General features: G+C 34.8%; 13 protein-coding genes. 6 read left to right on the top strand and 7 right to left on the bottom strand.

What is annotated here, in order from left to right:
• Positions 1–79 precede the first annotated feature (79 nt).
• Complete coding sequence (locus AB674_RS08215) at positions 80–1405, bottom strand: PDZ domain-containing protein (protein WP_047775550.1); 1326 nt, start codon at positions 1403–1405, stop codon at positions 80–82.
• Between the two features lie 123 nt (positions 1406–1528).
• Here AB674_RS08215 and AB674_RS08210 point away from each other — a divergent pair, with 123 nt between their 5' ends.
• The 6 genes from AB674_RS08210 (at position 1529) to lgt (ending at position 6843) form a co-directional block, all read left to right on the top strand.
• The gene (locus tag AB674_RS08210) at positions 1529–2728 is read left to right on the top strand and encodes a pyridoxal phosphate-dependent aminotransferase (protein WP_047775548.1); all 1200 of its coding nucleotides are present in this window, start codon (positions 1529–1531) and stop codon (positions 2726–2728) included.
• 205 nt (positions 2729–2933) lie between these two features.
• Complete coding sequence (gene folE / locus AB674_RS08205; protein ID WP_047775547.1) at positions 2934–3605, top strand: GTP cyclohydrolase I FolE; 672 nt, start codon at positions 2934–2936, stop codon at positions 3603–3605.
• A gap of 71 nt (positions 3606–3676) precedes the next feature.
• Positions 3677–4024, top strand: coding sequence for a four helix bundle protein (locus AB674_RS08200; RefSeq protein WP_047775545.1), 348 nt, complete (start codon positions 3677–3679; stop codon positions 4022–4024).
• 83 nt (positions 4025–4107) lie between these two features.
• Positions 4108–5583 carry a cysteine--tRNA ligase gene (cysS, locus tag AB674_RS08195; RefSeq protein WP_047775543.1) on the top strand — a complete coding sequence of 492 codons (1476 nt, stop codon included), beginning with the start codon at positions 4108–4110 and terminating at the stop codon, positions 5581–5583.
• Between the two features lie 21 nt (positions 5584–5604).
• Positions 5605–5844, top strand: a complete 240-nt coding sequence (yidD, locus tag AB674_RS08190; RefSeq protein ID WP_047775542.1) for a membrane protein insertion efficiency factor YidD — start codon at positions 5605–5607, stop codon at positions 5842–5844.
• Between the two features lie 66 nt (positions 5845–5910).
• The gene (lgt, locus tag AB674_RS08185; protein ID WP_047775540.1) at positions 5911–6843 is read left to right on the top strand and encodes a prolipoprotein diacylglyceryl transferase; all 933 of its coding nucleotides are present in this window, start codon (positions 5911–5913) and stop codon (positions 6841–6843) included.
• A gap of 244 nt (positions 6844–7087) precedes the next feature.
• Here the strand turns inward: lgt and AB674_RS08180 are convergent, their stop codons facing one another.
• The 6 genes from AB674_RS08180 to asnB form a co-directional block, all read right to left on the bottom strand.
• On the bottom strand, positions 7088–7711 hold the full coding sequence (locus tag AB674_RS08180; RefSeq protein ID WP_047775539.1) for an acyloxyacyl hydrolase: 624 nt from the start codon (positions 7709–7711) through the stop codon (positions 7088–7090).
• Positions 7712–7793: 82 nt separating this feature from the next.
• Complete coding sequence (gene secDF / locus AB674_RS08175) at positions 7794–10769, bottom strand: protein translocase subunit SecDF (RefSeq protein WP_047775538.1); 2976 nt, start codon at positions 10767–10769, stop codon at positions 7794–7796.
• A 227-nt stretch (positions 10770–10996) separates the two neighbouring features.
• On the bottom strand, positions 10997–11932 hold the full coding sequence (gene mdh / locus AB674_RS08170; protein WP_047775537.1) for a malate dehydrogenase: 936 nt from the start codon (positions 11930–11932) through the stop codon (positions 10997–10999).
• Positions 11933–12043: 111 nt separating this feature from the next.
• Positions 12044–13984 (bottom strand): DNA topoisomerase (ATP-hydrolyzing) subunit B, encoded by a 1941-nt coding sequence (gene gyrB / locus AB674_RS08165; protein WP_047775536.1) that lies wholly within the window; start codon positions 13982–13984, stop codon positions 12044–12046.
• 304 nt (positions 13985–14288) lie between these two features.
• The gene (locus AB674_RS08160) at positions 14289–17021 is read right to left on the bottom strand and encodes a M16 family metallopeptidase (RefSeq protein WP_047775534.1); all 2733 of its coding nucleotides are present in this window, start codon (positions 17019–17021) and stop codon (positions 14289–14291) included.
• Between the two features lie 200 nt (positions 17022–17221).
• On the bottom strand, positions 17222–18838 hold the full coding sequence (gene asnB / locus AB674_RS08155; RefSeq protein ID WP_047775533.1) for an asparagine synthase B: 1617 nt from the start codon (positions 18836–18838) through the stop codon (positions 17222–17224).
• Positions 18839–18876 lie beyond the last annotated feature (38 nt).

Below are 18876 nucleotides of genomic sequence, written 5' to 3'. Positions count from 1 at the left end.
TTTCTTGTTAATTTTAACTTAAAATTGAAAAGATTAACATTCCTTAACCCCTAATATACCTACTTTATCGACAAACGACCTACAATTCGTCTTCAAGCTTAAATCTGAATTTCAAAATCAAACTATTTCGCTCTACTTCTAAAGTAATCCAAATATCATCTTCTGATTTTAAAAGCGCATTTATTTGTTGAAGCGAATATTTGTATGGCAATACACTATTGATACTCACAATAATATCTCCTTTCATCAAACCGCATTTTTCAGCAGCCGAAAACTTGCGGATGTTTACGATTTCAAAAACGGGCTTTAAACTAAATTTATACCTAAAATCATTTCCTTTTCTTGCATTTGCTTCCATCTCACCCAGAGATGATGTAACTTGAACCGTTTCTAAGTGAACAGTCTCCTGTACCCATTGCAAACCATTATGTTGAACGGTAATACCGCTTTTATTATAAGTGAACGGTTCCGAAAATTTGCTGTTTTTTTTCAGAAACAGCTTTTGATCTGCATAATCCAACACCACTGTAAATCTTTTTAAAACTTCACCCCCAAGAGAACCAATACGCCCGGGAACCATTTTTACATTCCGAACTGATGTTGAATCGGGAAAAGAAACAATTGGATTTTTGAATTCAAAATCAGCGATCGAAAATTTTGAAATTTTTGCCCTGTGTCCCTCAATGTCCCCACTGAAGCCTTTTCCTAAAAAATCAGGAAAGTTTTTTGTTGGCAATTTTATTTTATCATTTTCAAAAACCCAAAAAGCATCACTGTTGCCAATATCAATAAGCAGTTTAGCAGGAATATCCACACCGTCAACAACAGCCGTTGATTGTATATAAGGTTTGGATCGTTCAATTGTTATTGGAATTGTTTCAAATTTTTTCTCAAGTCTCTTTCTGGTCTTTTCGTTATTGAGATGTATAGTAACTTTCTTTTTTTGATAATTAATCTCAACTAAGTTGTTTTTAAAAAATTTATAGCCAATAATTCCATTTACGGGAATTCCGATATGTGAAGACAAATTAAATTCCTGATCGAGAATAATATAAAGCAATTGATTTATAGATTTCAAGCCATGGGTTTCTAAGACGTTGTTGGTCGATTTCAATCCTTCAATTTCTTCGTCACCTCCTAAACCTCTCAGTTTTATTTTTTCAACATTATTAAAATGAACTTCTTGTCTTTCGTCCATACTAAACAAGATGGTTTCTTCTACACCGGAATCCAGTAGAAAATTTAATTCTACTCCATTTACCTTTATAGGAATAAAAATAAGATTGTTGATCAATTTAAAAGGGATAGTAACCTTCGAGCGCTGGTTTTCTATCATAAAATCATTTTGAGCATTTAATAGAAAAGGTGTTAAAAGCCCAAAAAACAACACTATATATTTTTTCATTTATAATATTTTAGTATAAATTTAGTAAATATATTCATAATTGTTACATTTTCATAAGTCACTATAATGTTTACGTTAAATTCGAAAAAAAAATGCAAATTTGCACTTCAATACAAATAGCTCATGCCAACAATTTCGCAAAAAGGCATCAATATGCCCGAATCACCGATACGTAAACTTGCTCCTTATGCAGATATTGCAAAGCAAAAAGGACATAAAGTGTATCATTTAAACATTGGTCAACCGGATATCAAGACACCCGAAGTAGCCATCCAGGCGGTAAAAAATATTGACTTAACTATTATAGAATACAGCCCGTCTGCCGGCTATGAAAGTTATAGAAAAAAATTAGCACAGTTTTACCAACGCCAAAATGTAAATGTCAACTCTGAAGATATCATTATCACTACCGGTGGTTCTGAAGCCTTATTGTTTGCGTTGGCCACCATAACAGATCCGGGAGATGAGATTATCATTCCGGAACCTTTTTATGCAAATTATCATGCCTTTGCATCATCAACCAGTGCTACTGTGGTTCCTGTTATCTCGACTATCGAAACGGCATTTGCATTGCCAAGTATTGAAACGGTTGAAAAATTAATCACACCAAAAACAAAGGCCATCTTAATCTGTAATCCGGGGAATCCAACAGGATATCTATACTCCGAATCAGAAATTAAACAACTGGCCGGTTTGATTAAAAAATACGACTTATACTTAATCGCCGACGAGGTTTATCGTGAATTTCTGTACGATACAGATGATGTTCATTACTCGGTAATGAATTTAGATGACGTACAACAAAATGTAATTATGGTCGATTCTGTTTCTAAACGTTACAGTATGTGTGGCGCAAGAATTGGTTGTCTGGTTACCAAAAACAAAGAAGTTTTGGCAACTGTAATGAAATTTGCTCAAGCAAGACTAAGCCCTCCGACGATCGAACAGATTGCCTGTGAAGCTGCTATAGACACTCCTCAGAGTTATTTTGACGAGGTTATTTCAGAATACAAAGAGCGTCGTGATACTTTGATTACAGAATTAAACAAAATAGAAGGCGTAATTGTAACCAAACCTAAAGGTGCTTTTTACTGTATTGCTCAATTACCAATTGATAATGCTGATGATTTTGCACAATGGCTTTTGGAAAGTTATGATTTGAATGGAGAAACCGTAATGGTCGCTCCTGCCGCAGGTTTTTATTCTACTCCCGGAATGGGACTGAATCAGGTTAGAATTGCCTATGTCCTGAACAAAAAAGACTTAATTAGTGCCGTAAATGTTCTTAAAGAAGCTCTTTTAGTTTATAACAGTAGAAAATAATACCACTCCAATAACATCAATCGCAAAAGACAATAACAGCTTAAAGTTATTGTCTTTTGTATTTTAAATAAAGCGCTCTTTGATTTTAATTTAAACGATATCCAAAAAGTAGGCACTAAATAATAAAAACGATAGAAAAGGTTTGCTTTTTATTAATTATCTTTACCGCCTTAAAAAGATTTACCACATATAATAGTAGTTTTTAATGATAAATAACGAAGATTTTTTAGACGAAATGGGTGACAATCACTTTAGCAGTAATGCGCAAAACCCTCTTAGAAAGGACGCTTTTGACTTAAGTGACGATGAAAAAATAGAAAAAATAAAAAAAGATGTCGAAAACATTCTGCAAACGCTTGGAATGGATTTGACGGACGACAGCATAAAAGGTACTCCAAACCGAGTTGCTAAGATGTTTGTAAAAGAAATTTTTGGTGGTCTTAATCCTTCCAAACAACCAAAAGCTTCTACTTTTGATAATAATTACAAATACGGTGAAATGTTAGTTGAAAAAAACATTACCGTTTATTCTACCTGCGAACACCATTTATTACCCATCATCGGAAGAGCTCATGTTGCTTATATTTCGAGCGGAAGAGTTATTGGTTTATCTAAAATGAACCGAATTGTTGAATATTATGCCAAAAGACCTCAGGTTCAGGAACGTCTAACCATGCAAATTGTTCAGGAATTACAAAAAGCTCTTGGTACAGAAGATGTTGCCTGCGTGATCGATGCCAAACACCTTTGCGTTAATTCAAGAGGAATCAAAGATATCGAAAGCAGTACCGTAACCTCAGAATTTGGTGGAAAATTCAAAGATCCGCAAACCAAAAGAGAATTTCTTGATTACATAAAATTAGAAACTCAATTCTAGGTTAATTGTTGATTTGTTTAACTGTTTAACCGATTAAACAAATCAACAATTAAACGACTAAACTAAAACCAATGTACGTTTTTTCATTTGAAAAGTTAGAAGTTTGGCAAAACTCACGAATTTTTACTTTGGATATTTACAAATTAACTAGTAAATTTCCATCAAATGAATTATTTGGAATTACATCTCAAATAAGAAGAAGTACTTCGTCAATCGCTACCAACATTGCAGAAGGAACATCAAGAGATACAAGTAAAGAGAAAGCTCGTTTTTTGACAATTTCATACGCATCAGCAATGGAAACTTTAAATCATTTGATTCTTTCAAAAGATTTAGGTTACGTTTCGGAAGAAGAATATATTCAATGCCGCGAAAAACTTGAAAAAATTTGCAATCAGATAAATAATCTAAAAAAATAGTATCTTTCAAAAGAATAAAATTGACCAATCCGGATTAAACGAATTAACACTTTAACAGTTAAACGATTAAACAAAATAACATTATGCCTCTATACACAAGTCAACCTCTAAAAATATACAACTCACTTTCGGGTGAAAAAGAAAGTTTCAACCCTATTCATATAGGAAATGTTGGAATGTATGTTTGCGGACCTACGGTTTATAGCAATGTACATTTGGGCAATGTTAGAACCTTTATGTCTTTTGACATTATTTTCAGATATTTTTCACATCTGGAATACAAAGTGCGCTACGTAAGAAACATTACCGATGTTGGACATATTGTGGATGATGTGGATGAAGGTGAAGATAAAATTGCCAAAAAAGCACGTTTAGAGCAAGTTGAACCAATGGAAATTGTACAACGCTATACAGTAGATTTTCATGATATTTTAAGATCATTTAACTTTCTGCCGCCAAGCATTGAACCAACTGCTACAGGACACCTTATTGAGCAAATTGAAGTCATCAAAAAAATAATCGCTACCGGAATCGGATACGAATCTAACGGATCGGTTTATTTTGATGTTGTTAAATATAACGAAACCAAAAATTACGGCATATTAAGCGGCAGAAACATCGAAGATATGCTTGCTAATACACGTGATCTTGACGGGCAGTCTGACAAAAGAAACCCACAGGATTTTGCGCTTTGGAAAAAAGCAGAACCGGAACATGTCATGAGATGGCCGTCTCCATGGAGTGATGGTTTCCCAGGTTGGCATCTTGAATGTACAGCCATGAGCACCAAATATCTGGGCAATCATTTTGACATTCACGGAGGTGGAATGGATTTAAAATTCCCGCACCATGAATGTGAAATTGCACAAAATGAAGCTTGTACAGGTCACTCTCCGGTTAATTACTGGATGCATGCCAACATGCTTACCCTAAATGGTAAAAAAATGGCGAAATCAACCGGAAATAACATTTTACCGGGTGAAATACTAAGTGGAGACAACAACATTCTAAGTAAAGCCTTTTCGGCTTCTGTGACCCGTTTCTTTATGTTACAGGCGCATTACAGAAGTATTTTAGATTTTTCTGACGATGCTATTGTTGCCGCAGAAAAAGGGTATAAAAGATTAATGGAAGCCGTTAACGCTTTACCGGCAATCACTTCAAGCGCAACAAGTTCTATCGATATTACATCTTGGAAACAGTTGTGTTATGATGCCATGAATGATGATTTTAACACGCCTATCTTAATCGCACAACTATTTGAAGCTGTTCGTTACATCAACTTATTAAAAGAAGGAAAAGAAACTATTTCTAAAGACGATTTAGCAATCTTTATCGCTGCCATCAATGCTTTTGTTTTTGATGTTTTAGGTTTGATTGACGAAAAAGCAGAGGGTAATAATGACAAATTAGACGGTGTTGTAAATATGCTTATCGGAATGAGAAATCAGGCCAGAGCAGATAAAAACTTTGCCCTTTCTGACCAGATTCGTGACCAGTTAATCGAACTTGGCATTCAATTAAAAGACGGAAAAGAAGGCACCAGTTTTTCCTTGTAAACATTCAATTTCTAATAAACCATGAAAGTAATCACTCCATTTGTTTTATTAGTGCGTTTTTATCAAAATGCTATTTCGCCCTTTACACCGGCAAGTTGCAGATTTGAGCCAACCTGTTCCAGTTATATGATTCAGGCGCTGCAGATGCATGGATTATTTTATGGTGGTTACCTCGGAATTAAACGTATTTTGAGTTGTCATCCTTGGGGAAAAACCGGTTACGATCCTGTTCCCGAAAAGAAATGTTTGCACAAACATTAACTTTTAATAAAGACTTACTCTGTTATAAATATTTATTTTTACAACACAAAAAAAACAATTCAACATATGACACATGCCTTAAACATCATTTGGAATCCTTCAGAAGGAATCGATTTAGGATTTTTTATGATTCGTTATTACAGTTTAATGTTCGTAATCGCTTTTGGACTAGGATGGTACTTAATGAAAAAGATTTTCGAACGCGAAAACGAACCGATCGACAAATTAGATTCTTTATTTGTATGGACTGTTTTAGCCACTTTAATCGGTGCACGTTTAGGTCATGTTTTATTTTATGATTGGGAATATTTCAGAAATCATTTACTTGAAATCTTTCTGCCTTTTAGATTTGAACCAAAGTTTGAATTTACAGGATTCCAGGGATTAGCAAGTCACGGCGCTGCAATTGCCATCATTGTGGCCATGTATTATTTCAGCAAAGTAGTTTTAAAACGTCCTTTATTATGGATCTTAGACCGAGTTGTAATACCGGTTGCCAGTGGTGCAATTTTTGTTCGTTTAGGAAATTTTTTCAATTCTGAAATCATCGGACACGAGACTACTTCTCCATTTGGAATTCGTTTTCTTCACGATCAATTCAGCAAAGCAGAAGCTGTAAATGCGACCAGTATACAAAACCCTAAAGAAGCTTATAATGCTATCGTAGCAGATCCAAAATTTGCCGATTTGTTAGCACAAGTACCAGCAAAACACCCGACACAATTATATGAAGGCTTTTGTTATATTTTTGTGTTTGCAATCTTATTTTTCTTGTACTGGAAAACAAATGCAAGACTTAAATCAGGTTATCTGTTTGGACTATTTTTAGTATTATTATTTGTGGTTCGCTTTGTTGTTGAGTACGTAAAAGAAAGCCAAGGCGGAATCGAAGAAGAACTTGGTCTGTTCTCAACAGGACAATGGCTAAGTATTCCATTTATTATTGTTGGACTATACTTTATTATCAGAGCACAAAGAAATCCTTTAGCGACTTCTTAATTACAATAAAGTTAAAAATACAAGCGAGGCTGTTTCAATACAAATGAAACAGCCTCGCTTTTTTGTGTTTATAGGTTCAGGGGCAAAAGCTGGAAAACATTTAAACCATATAAGTGATGTAAGTTCATTTTAGATTTACTTTGCGACACTTACCGAAAAAGGATCAAGCGCCAAAAATTGTGCGGAAAATCATAAGGTAGAAAAATAAGCAACTTAATACTCATTGAAATCAAGTTCTAAAACTTTAATCCTTCCCAAGAGAATACGAAACTCCAAACTCAATATTTTTTGTATTATAGCCCGCATTTGAGCTTCCTAGACCTGCATTAGAAACATGCCTGATACTTGGACGCACATCAAAATGGAATCTTTGCGCCTTCACCGAAAAACCAAGCGCTAACACATCGGCAAAAGCAAATCCTTCAGACATACGCTCTGTTTCTGTGTCTGTGATCATCGGACCAATACTTCCTAAAAAATAAACGGAAAGACTTTTATTTATTGGCTTTCGGATCAAAAAACCAATGTTCAACACATATTCGTTAATGTTTTTTAATTTCGTATAGGCAGCACGTTTTTCCAAATAATCAGGCTCCTCCGGTTTAACAAAATAGAAATTCAGCAATTGGTGCGTTCCAAAATTAACTTCGGGCTGAACCAAAACTTCGTATTGAAAATGTTTTGCCTCTTTTAACCGGTAATACAATTGTGCCTTATAAAAATGATTGGTGAAAGTGTAATTCCTATTTTTTAATTCACTTCCAAAACCATAATTAAACCCGACCCTCAAATTACCCTCACGCTCTTGTCCACTCATCCTGAAGACAACTAAAAAAACCAACAAACCCAATAGTAAAGTTCTACTCATAAATTACATTTATAAATTTAAATATAGCACAAAAAAAAAGGATCCAACTTTCGTTGAATCCTTTTTTTTATATAAAACTTAATTATTCTGCTTTATTATGCTTGTCTTCGATATTGTGTTTGTCATCACTCGAAATAGTATCAACTAATACCGGTGTAGCAATAAATAGTGAAGAATAAGTTCCTACTACAATACCAACCAACATCGCGAAGATAAATCCTCTAATTGACTCTCCACCAAAAATAAACATCGTTAACAATACAATGATCATCATTAATGACGTATTCAATGTTCTTGACAATGTAGTATTAATAGAAGCGTTTACAATATCTTCAAAACTACCTTTACGGTTTCCGATGATGAACTCTCTAATTCTGTCAAATACAATTACAGTATCATTCATAGAGTAACCGATTACCGTAAGAATCGCAGCGATAAAGTGCTGATCCATTTCCATGTGGAATGGCATGAATTTATAACATAAAGAGTAGATTCCTAATACAAAGATAACGTCATGCGCAACAGCTGCAATCGCACCTAATGAATATTGCCATTTACGGAATGATACCATTAAGTATAAGAATATCGCTGCCATAGCACCTAAAACTGCCCAGTAAGAGTTCGTTTTAATATCCTCAGAGATAGAAGCTCCAACTTTAGAAGCTTGTAATACTCCTACTTTTTTACCATCGTAAGTGTTAGTAAATTTATCATAAGAAGTATTAGGATAGTATTTTGCTAACGCTTTGTATAAAATTTGATTTACTTCCTCATCAACCGCTACTCCATCTTGTTGGATTTTGTATTTAGTTGTGATTTTCAACTGATCGTCGTCTCCTAAAATTTTAGCTTCAACCGGAGTTCCGAAAGCAGCAGATAATTCATCTGAAACTACAGTAGCATCAATTGGTTTTTCAAATTTAACCTGGAAAGTTCTTCCTCCAACAAAATCAACACCTTCATCTAATCCGTTAACGAAAAAGATAGAAACCAAACTCACTACAACAACAATTGAAGAGAAGATGTAAGTGAATTTTTTAATTTTGATAAAATCAAAGTGGAAATTAGTAAACCAGTTTTTAGTAATATTAGTAGAGAAAGTTAAATCTCCTTTACCTGCAATGTTTCTATCAATAAAGATTCTCGCAATAAAGATTGACGTAAACATAGAAGTTACGATACCAATAAGTAATGTTAAAGCAAAACCTTTAATTGGTCCTGTTCCAAAAATAAACAAGATTGCTCCAGTTAAAACGTGCGTTACGTTTGCATCAATGATAGAACGCATTGCTCCGTGCCATCCGTAAGAAGCAACAACTGCTTCAGACAATGATTTACCTTCACGTAATTCTTCTTTTGCTCTTTCAAATATAATAATGTTCGCATCTACCGCCGTACCTAATGTTAATACGATACCAGCGATACCTGGTAATGTTAATACAAAACCAAAACTTGCCATAATTCCGAATAAGAAAAGTAAGTTTAATAATAAGGCAAGATTAGCATACCAACCTGCTTTACCATAATAGAATACCATCCATAAACAAACTAATAAAAATCCTAATACAGAAGAGATTGTTCCTGCATCAATTGCAGCCTGACCTAAAGATGGTCCTACAACAGTTGATTGAATAATATCTGCAGAAGCCGGTAATTTACCTGCATTTAATACGTTTGCTAAATCTTTAGTTTCAGCTACGTCAAAAGAACCTGTAATTTCAGATCTTCCACCTGCAATTGGACCACTAGTAACACCTGGCGCAGAATACACGATATTATCTAAAACAATAGCAATATAACTTTTTTGAGAAAAAGCTCTACCTGTTAATTCTTCCCAAACTTTAGCACCTTGGCTGTTCATTTGCATAGAAACAGCTGGCTTACCCATTTGGTCAAATGTATCTTTCGCATCTGTTACAAGACCACCGTTCATAGCTGGTACATTGTCTCTGTTTCCTTTTAAAGCGTATAATTCAACTACTTCAACATCTTTTGCTTTTGCATCTTTTATTGTAGTTGGTTTACTCCAAACAAATTTTGCATAATGTTGATCAGCAGCCAATAAAATTCTGATTTCCGGTCTTTTAAAATAAGCATTGATTGTTGCTGTATCTTTTGGAGCAAAATAACCTAAAACCGGTCCACCACCTTGTCCAACAATTTTGTCAAATAATGGGTCGTTTCCTTTTTTAGCTTTAGTTGAATCTTGTGTGTCAGTCAATAAAGCGTTCAATGAATCTTTAGCAACTGTTTTAGTTTCTGTTTTTTTGATTTCAGTCTTTTTTAAAGCTTCGTTAGTTGCTACTAAAAAGTTTCCGATTTCTTCAATCTTATACGTTTCCCAAAACTCTAATTGAGCTTTTCCACCTAATAATTTTTTAATTCTATCCACATCTTTAGCACCTGGAAGCTCTACTAAGATTCTTCCTGTAGCACCTAATTTTTGGATGTTTGGTTGTGTAACACCAAATTTATCGATACGCTCTCTCAATACTTTGTAAGCACTTTCGATAGACTCATCTACTTTTTTTCTAATTACTTTCTTAGCTTGAGCATCAGACATTTCAAAAGCAATTCCGCCTTCACCTTGCAAGTTTCTGTTAGCAAAGATTTCAGGAGAAGCTAATTTTGTTGTTCCGCTTGAATTTGCATCAAAAGCCTCAAAAAATTTATCTAAATAACTTTTGTTACCTTCTAAATTTGCAGTCGCATCAGCCAATGATTTATTAAATACCGGATTTTTAGAATTGTTGGCTAATCCTTTCAAAACATCTTTAATAGAAATTTGAAGAATAACGTTGATTCCTCCTTCTAAGTCAAGACCTTTATTGATTTGTTTGTTTTTTACTTCATCATAAGTAAAATCCGTAAATCCAAGATTCAGTACCTTTACTTTACCAATAGAATCTAAATATTTTAGCTCTTTATCAGGATTATCTCCTGCAAAAGCTTTGGCCTCACTTTTGACATTGCTTGCCACGTAAGTGAACGAAAGTTGGTAAATACTTACCAACGCAAATAGAATTGCGAAAAATTTAATAAGTCCTTTATTCTGCATTATTACTAAAAATTAATTAAGTTTTATTGTTTGTTTTTGTTTTAAAGTCCTATAGAATAAGCCCTGACATGATTTTTTTAAAACTAAAAAACTAGATCACGAATTACAACATTTTTTTTAAACCGAGCAAATATATAATTTACGAAAAGATTAACCAATTTATTTATTAATTAATCTCAAAAAAAAGACTGCAAAAGTGCAGCCTTATCTTTTTTTTATCAAAATCATTATACTAAAATCGATTTTAGAGCGTCATTCATCCCTCTAACTGCATCAGCACTTTTAGCAAATAAAGCTTTTTCTGCTTCGTTTAACTGGATATCCAAAATTTCTTCAATTCCATTTTTACCAATTATACAAGGTACTCCGATACAGATATCATTTTGCCCATATTCTCCTTCTACAAAAACAGAACAAGCAATCATTTTCTTCTGATCGTTTAAAATGCTATCCACAAGATACGCTACAGAAGCTCCCGGCGCATACCACGCTGAAGTTCCTAAAAGACCTGTAAGAGTTGCTCCTCCTACCATCGTATCTGCAGCCACTTTCGCTAACACTTCTTCAGAAAGAAATTCGCTAACCGGAATTCCGTTATAAGATGCCAAACGCGTTAAAGGAATCATAGTTGTATCACCATGACCACCTATAACCATAGCTGAAATATCATTTGCCGGTTTGTCTAAAGCCAAAGAAAGATACGTTCTGAAACGTGAACTATCTAAAGCTCCACCCATACCTATAATTCTGTTTTTTGGTAATCCGGTAGATTTTAAAGCCAAATAAGTCATTGTGTCCATTGGATTAGAAACCACAACAATAATTGTATTTGGTGAATGTTTTAATACATTCTCAGCAACTGTTTTTACAATCCCTGCATTTATGCCTATTAATTCTTCGCGGGTCATTCCTGGTTTTCTTGGAATTCCGGATGTAATTACTACTACATCACTCCCGGCAGTTTTAGAATAATCATTGGTTACACCTGAAACTTTGGTATTAAACCCTGTATTTGTAGCGCATTGCGTGATATCTAATGCCTTTCCTTCAGCAAAGCCTTCTTTAATATCCAACAATACTACTTCACTAGCAATTCCTCTATAAGAAATAACATCTGCACATGTAGCTCCAACATTTCCTGCTCCTACAATGGTAACTTTCATATTTTATACTTTATCGGTTATTAATTAATTTGTATGTCTTTAAATTGACAATTCGTTTAATCGTTTAGTAAATTTAAACAATTAAACGAATTGACCTATTAAACTTTTATTTTATGCGTCAATATTTGCATAAACAGCGTTTTTCTCGATAAACTCTCTACGTGGCGGTACTTCATCCCCCATTAACATAGAAAAAACTCGATCTGCTTCTGCAAGACTGTCGATTGTTACCTGACGTAAAGTTCTGAAACTTGGATCCATGGTTGTTTCCCATAATTGCTCCGCGTTCATCTCTCCAAGACCTTTATAACGTTGAATAGCAGCACTTCCTCCCATTCTTTCGTTGGCCTGATCACGTTGAACATCATTCCATGCGTATTCTTTCTTATTTCCTTTTTTAACTAAGTATAAAGGTGGTGCTGCGATATAAACGTGACCTTCTTCGATCAATTCTTTCATGAAACGGAAGAAGAACGTTAATATTAAGGTAGAAATGTGACTACCATCGACATCCGCATCACACATGATGATTACTTTGTGGTATCTTAGTTTTTCAAGATTTAATGCTTTACTATCTTCTGCTGTACCAACAGTAACTCCCAAAGCAGTAAAAATATTACGAATCTCTTCGTTTTCGAATACTTTATGATGCATCGCTTTCTCTACATTCAGAATCTTACCACGTAATGGTAAAATCGCCTGAAAGTTACGATCACGACCTTGTTTTGCTGTTCCACCAGCCGAATCTCCCTCGACAAGGTAAACCTCACATCTTGCAGGATCCTGCTCCGAACAATCTGATAATTTTCCCGGTAATCCACCGCCACCCATAACGGTTTTACGTTGCACCATTTCACGTGCTTTTTTAGCAGCGTGACGGGCTTGAGCAGCCAAAATTACTTTTTGGATAATTACTCTTGCATCATTTGGATTTTCTTCCAAATAATTCTCCAGCATTTCTCCAACGGCTTGAGAAACCGGAGAAACTACCTCTCTATTTCCAAGTTTGGTTTTGGTTTGTCCTTCGAATTGTGGTTCTGCAACTTTTACCGAAATAATAGCTGTTAATCCCTCACGGAAGTCATCTCCCGCAATTTCGAATTTCAATTTATCCAACATTCCGGAAGCATCTGCGTATTTTTTAAGGGTTCTTGTCAAACCACTTCTAAAACCTTGTAAATGCGTACCTCCTTCGTGAGTATTGATATTATTTACATAAGAAAATATATTCTCAGTATAACTTGTATTGTAAATTAAAGCCACCTCAACCGGAATTTCACCTTTATCGTGATCCATGCTGATTACGTGAGAAATAATTGGCTCACGGTTACCGTCTAAATAACGGATATATTCTTTCAAACCTTCTGTTGAATGAAAAACTTCACTTCTGAAATTCCCGTCTTTGTCAACTTCTCTTTTATCGGTGAAAGTAATGGTGATTCCTTTATTCAGGAAAGAAAGCTCACGCATACGAGCCGACAATGTATCATAAGAGAACTCTGTTGTCTGAGTAAAAATAGTATTATCAGGGTAAAAAGTCTGGCGTGTACCTCTCTTATCTGTCTCTCCGATTTGTTTTACCGGATACATTGATTTTCCTCTTTCATACTCCTGCTCATAGATTTTTCCTTCTCTGAATACAGTTGATTTCATATGAATCGAAAGGGCATTTACAACCGAAACACCAACTCCGTGCAAACCTCCTGAAACCTTATATGAATCTTTATCAAATTTACCTCCGGCACCAATTTTGGTCATTACAACCTCAAGTGCAGAAACTCCTTCTTTTTTGTGCAAATCGACCGGAATACCACGACCGTTATCTTCAACTGTTACCGAACCGTCTTCATTTATTGCAACACCAATGGTATCACAATGTCCTCCCATCGCCTCATCAATCGAGTTATCAACAACCTCATAAACCAAATGGTGTAGCCCTCGAACTCCTACATCTCCAATATACATCGATGGACGCATTCTTACGTGCTCCATTCCTTCTAATGCCTGAATACTATCTGCTGAATAATTGTTCTTCTTGATTTCTTCGCTCATATAATTTATTCTAAAAAATGTAATTATTGTCTAACACGCAAATATATAAAAACGCAAATTATATATCCGTTAAATTACGATTTAAAGCGTGTAAGTTATCAACACAATTGTGATAAATTCCAAAAAATAAATTCTAAATTCCAAAAAAGCAACCTCTTTTTATTAAAAAGGCAATTTTTTAAAATTCCAAATTCCAATTTTGAAATAGAAAATCCGAAACAGACATTTAAAATGTTGTTTCGGATTTTAAAAAATGTTTCAAATCCACCCAAAATTTGGAATTTGGAATTTGAGGTTTTGAAATTTATTTTTTAGTAAAGTCCCCTACATAAATAGAAGTCATTTTATCCAGACTGATATACTTTTTCAATACCGTATTTACTTCCTGAATTTTCAATGCTTTAACTTTGCTTTCTAAATCATCGTAATCTTCCAATGGGATTCCGTAAATAAGATGTGTATTCACAAGCCCCATCAAAGTATCATCGCTTCCTAATCTGGTTTTTCTTCCATTCTGCCAGCTTACTAAGTTTGTTTTCAATTCCTCCTCCGTAAATCCGTCTTTTAATGCTTTTGTGATTTCTTCTTTTGTAGCCGCTTCAACCGCTCCTTTTTTAGTTGGATTTAGAAAAGCATAATATTCCCAAAAAGCAACATCATTATCAACTGGTACATTGATAAATGAACCAGCTCCATAACTAATCCCTTCTTTTTCTCTTAATCGCATTGGGATTCTTGCCGTCAAAAAGCCACCACTTCCAATGATTTCATTCACCATAATAAAGGCTGGATAATCCGGACTTTTTCGATCCATTTTCAAGCTGATTTTTCCAGTTGCCACAGCATTTTCTTTATCCGGAGTAATATAGTCTTTATCTACTTTCTGACTATCAAAATAAGTTGGTTTGGCACGTTCGTATTTAGATTTCGAATTCCACTTTCCAAAAGTATTTTCAAGAATTTCGACTGTAGTTTTAGTATCCAAATCTCCAATAACACAACCTACCCCATTATTTGCTCCTAAAATGTTTTGGTAAAAGTCTACTAACTCGGATTGTTTTATCTTTTTAAACGCATCTATTTGTTCTTGAATTGTTGCCGTGTAGAAGATATTTCCTTTCGGGTATTTAGCCGTTAATCTTGAAATTTCATTAAAGGCTATCGCCTGAGGATCATTAAGATTGGATTCTAAGTAGGTATTGTACTCTGTAATTGTCTTTTGCAGCTCATTTTCAGGAAAGGTAGAATTAACCAGTAAATCACCTAATATCGCCATTACATCTTTAAAATTCTCTTTGTAGGTATTAATATTAACCGATAAAACCTGTTCTGAGAAACCAAAATTCACACTAGACTTCAATTGATCTAATTGATCTTGAATTTGCTCTTTTGTTCTGGTTTTAGTACCTGTTTTAAGCAATTGTGCCAAAATTCCACCAACATCTGCTTTACCCTCTAAATCCTTCTCATTACTTACATAGAATTTAAAACTCGCCTGAACCTTGCCTCCTTTTATTTCTTTTTTAACCAATCCGTATTTTGCACCATTACTTAATTTGCCTTCAACAAGATTTTGCTTTAAATTTTTTATGGATGCTTCAAATGGAGCGGCTTCTTTTTCGATCGCTTTTCCTTTGTAGTCTTTCGTTAAAGCAACCAATTGTTCGTCGGTATATTCTACCGCTTTCAGTCTTTGTTCGTCTTTTGACGGAATAAATATCCCTATTGTTCTGTTGTTACTTTTAAAGTATTTTTCTGCTACTCTTTGTATATCTTCCTTTGTCAGTTTTTCAACCGCATCTCTATAAATAAAACCAAGTCTGTAATCTCCTGCTCCAATAATTTCTGTCAGACCAACTGCAAACGAAATAGTATTGTTTTTTACACTTTCAATTTGTTTAATTAATTTTGCTTTAGCTCTGTTTACATCTTCATCTGTATATTTTGTAGTTGTAATTTTATCCAACTCTGCTCTTACGATATTTTCGGTCTCTTTAATATCTTTATCGTTTGGCACTGCAACTCCAAAATACATAAAACTTGCATCTTTTACGGTAGGCTGCCAAGTGTAGATACTTGAAACTTTACGCGTTTCTACCAAAGATTTATACAGATAACCTGATGGATCTGCCGTTAAAATTTCAGCCAACGCATCAATTGCAGCATAATCTTTATCTGCATATGGTGCGGTATGATACACTGCTCCTACATTTTTGCTTTCACCTGCTCTTTTTAGTTCTACAAATTTTTCTCCGTCCTGAGCCGGTTCGAGTGTGTAAGGCTTAGCCAAAACTCTTTTCGGTTTTGGGATCACAGCAAAATACTGTCCAATATATTCTAATGCTTTCTGCTCATCAAACTTACCTGCAATAACCAAAACTGCATTATCAGGCTGATAATACTTTTCGTAAAAAACTCTTAATGTATTTGCTTTTACACGTTCAATATCTTCTTTACTTCCAATAGTACTATTTCCGTAGTTATGCCATAAATAAGCTGTGGACAGGATTCTTTCTTGTAAAACTGCATCGGGATTATTTTCACCTATTTCAAATTCATTTCTAACAACAGAAAATTCTTTGTCTAAATCTGCTTGTAAAATTGTCGAATTAATCATTCGGTCGGCCTCCATCTCGAGACTCCATTTCAGGTTTGCATCACTGGAAGGAAAAACTTCATAATAATTGGTTCGGTCAAACCAGGTCGTTCCGTTTGCATTTCCTCCTTTATCGGAAAGCATTTTTTTTATGTCTCCCAAATTTTTAGTACTCTTAAAAAGCATGTGCTCCAACAAATGCGCCATTCCTTTTTCGCCGTATCCTTCATTAATCGACCCCACTTTGTAAACGATATTTACAATCATATTACTTTGTGAAGCGTCCGGAATTAAAAGAACCTTTAATCCGTTATTTAAAGCATATTCCTTTACCCCTTCTACATTTGTAATGTATTTAGGCTGTTCTTTTTTCTGAGCGTAAACAGAACTCATTACACCCAATGAGCAATACAAAATTCCCCCAAGCACTAATTTTTTCATATTTTATTCAATTATAAAGTAAACTATTCTTTTATGACTTTATCAAATATAGTGCTTTTCAAATACAAAATGAATAATTTAAAATCCACTTTAATAAAAAAATCCGAAACAAACAGTTAAAATGTCGTCTCGGATTTTCTGAAATTATCGAAATTCAATTGGGATTTGAATTTTATTTTCTACTCTATTAAATTTTAAAATTACACTGCTGCGCCGGAGTTTGTTGTTGCAACAGCTGCCTTTAAATGGGCTGCATTTGCACGCCCGCTTGGATCTTGATTTTCCTGCCATTTCGGTATCCATTTTCGAACGGTTTGCGCCGCACTAACCTGTGGATAATATTTATGAAAAATGGAACGGTACAAATAGGCTTCTTTGGTAGTAGGAGAATTATACGGAAACTCTGTATTTGCTCCCTCTAATTGCTGATCAGAAACCTGAGTCGCACAATATTCGATTAATTCATCAATCCAGTTATACCCCACACCATCCGAGAATTGTTCTTTTTGGCGCCATAAAATATCCGATGGCAAATAAGGCGTTTCCGGGGTATCAAATGCTTTTCTTAAGATGTATTTTTCGATTCCCTCGTATGTTTTAGGCTGTTTTTCTTCGGGTTTAATCAACATCGTAACATCCAGAAAGTTTCGGTCTAAAAACGGAATTCTTGTTTCTAAACCATTTGCCATTGTCGATTTATCGGCACGCAATAAATCGGCCGTAAATAATTTTTGGACTCTCTCGATACTTTCCTTTTGAAATTCTTCTGTTGATGGAGCATTTCTGAAATACAAATGTCCTCCAAAGATTTCATCAGCACCTTCTCCGGAAAGAATTGCTTTTACTCCTTTGTCGGCAATCGCTTTAGACAACAGGTACATAGGCACACTGGCTCTAACCGATATGATATCATAGGTTTCGATATGAAAAATTATTTTTTCTAAAAGTCCAATTCCTTCTGCCACTGAAAAATGGACTTCATGATGGTCTGTTCCCAGAAATTCAGCCGCTTTTCTGGCAGCAATAGCATCGGGTGCATTTGCATCTAAAGCAATTGAAAAAGTTTTCAGTTTTTTCCCTTTGTCGGCTTTCAGTCGGGAAGTAATGGCCGCAATTAAAGAAGAATCCAAACCACCGGAAAGCAATGCTCCAATAGGCACTTCACTCATCAAACGTTTACTCACCGCTGCTGTAAGACTTTCTCTGATCAAAGACAATTCAAGATCCTGACCTGCTTTTTCATAATCCTCATACTCCGGACGGTAATATTTTACAAAACCTGTTTTTGGAGTATAATAATGCCCCGGAGGGAAAGTTGAAAATGTTTTGCATTGATCTGCAATTGGTTTCATTTCTGAAGAAAAGTAAATTCTTCCTCTTTCGTCCAAACCATAATACAACGGTTTTACTCCCAATGGGTCTCTACCGGCAATATAATCATCACCATCAACGATTACGAAAGTCCAGTCACCATCTAATTTATTACAAAAATCATATCCATACTCTTCGTACAAATGCACGATCACTTCTGAGTCTGATTTTGTTCTGAAAGTGTGGTCTTTCAAAATTCCATTTCTTAATTCCTGGTAATTATAAATTTCACCATCGTGCACCATCCAGGCTTTATTAGTCCCCTGAATAGGTTGTTTCCCTGAATTAAGATCTATAATCGACAAACTCTCGTGACAAATAATGCTTCCATTTTCCATGATCTGATAACCTCTTTCATCAGGACCACGGTGCGACATTCTTTCAGAAAGCGCTCTAACGAGCTGGGGATCTTTTCCTTTACCGATAACAGCTAATATTCCGGACATACTATTCTTTTTTTTATTTCTAAATGTTATTCAAAGTA

The sequence above is a fragment of the Flavobacterium sp. ABG genome, from assembly GCF_001027725.1.
Lineage (GTDB): Bacteria > Bacteroidota > Bacteroidia > Flavobacteriales > Flavobacteriaceae > Flavobacterium > Flavobacterium cupriresistens.
The sequence above is the reverse complement of the archived record's forward strand: the minus strand, read 5'-3'. Positions and strand labels throughout refer to the sequence as shown.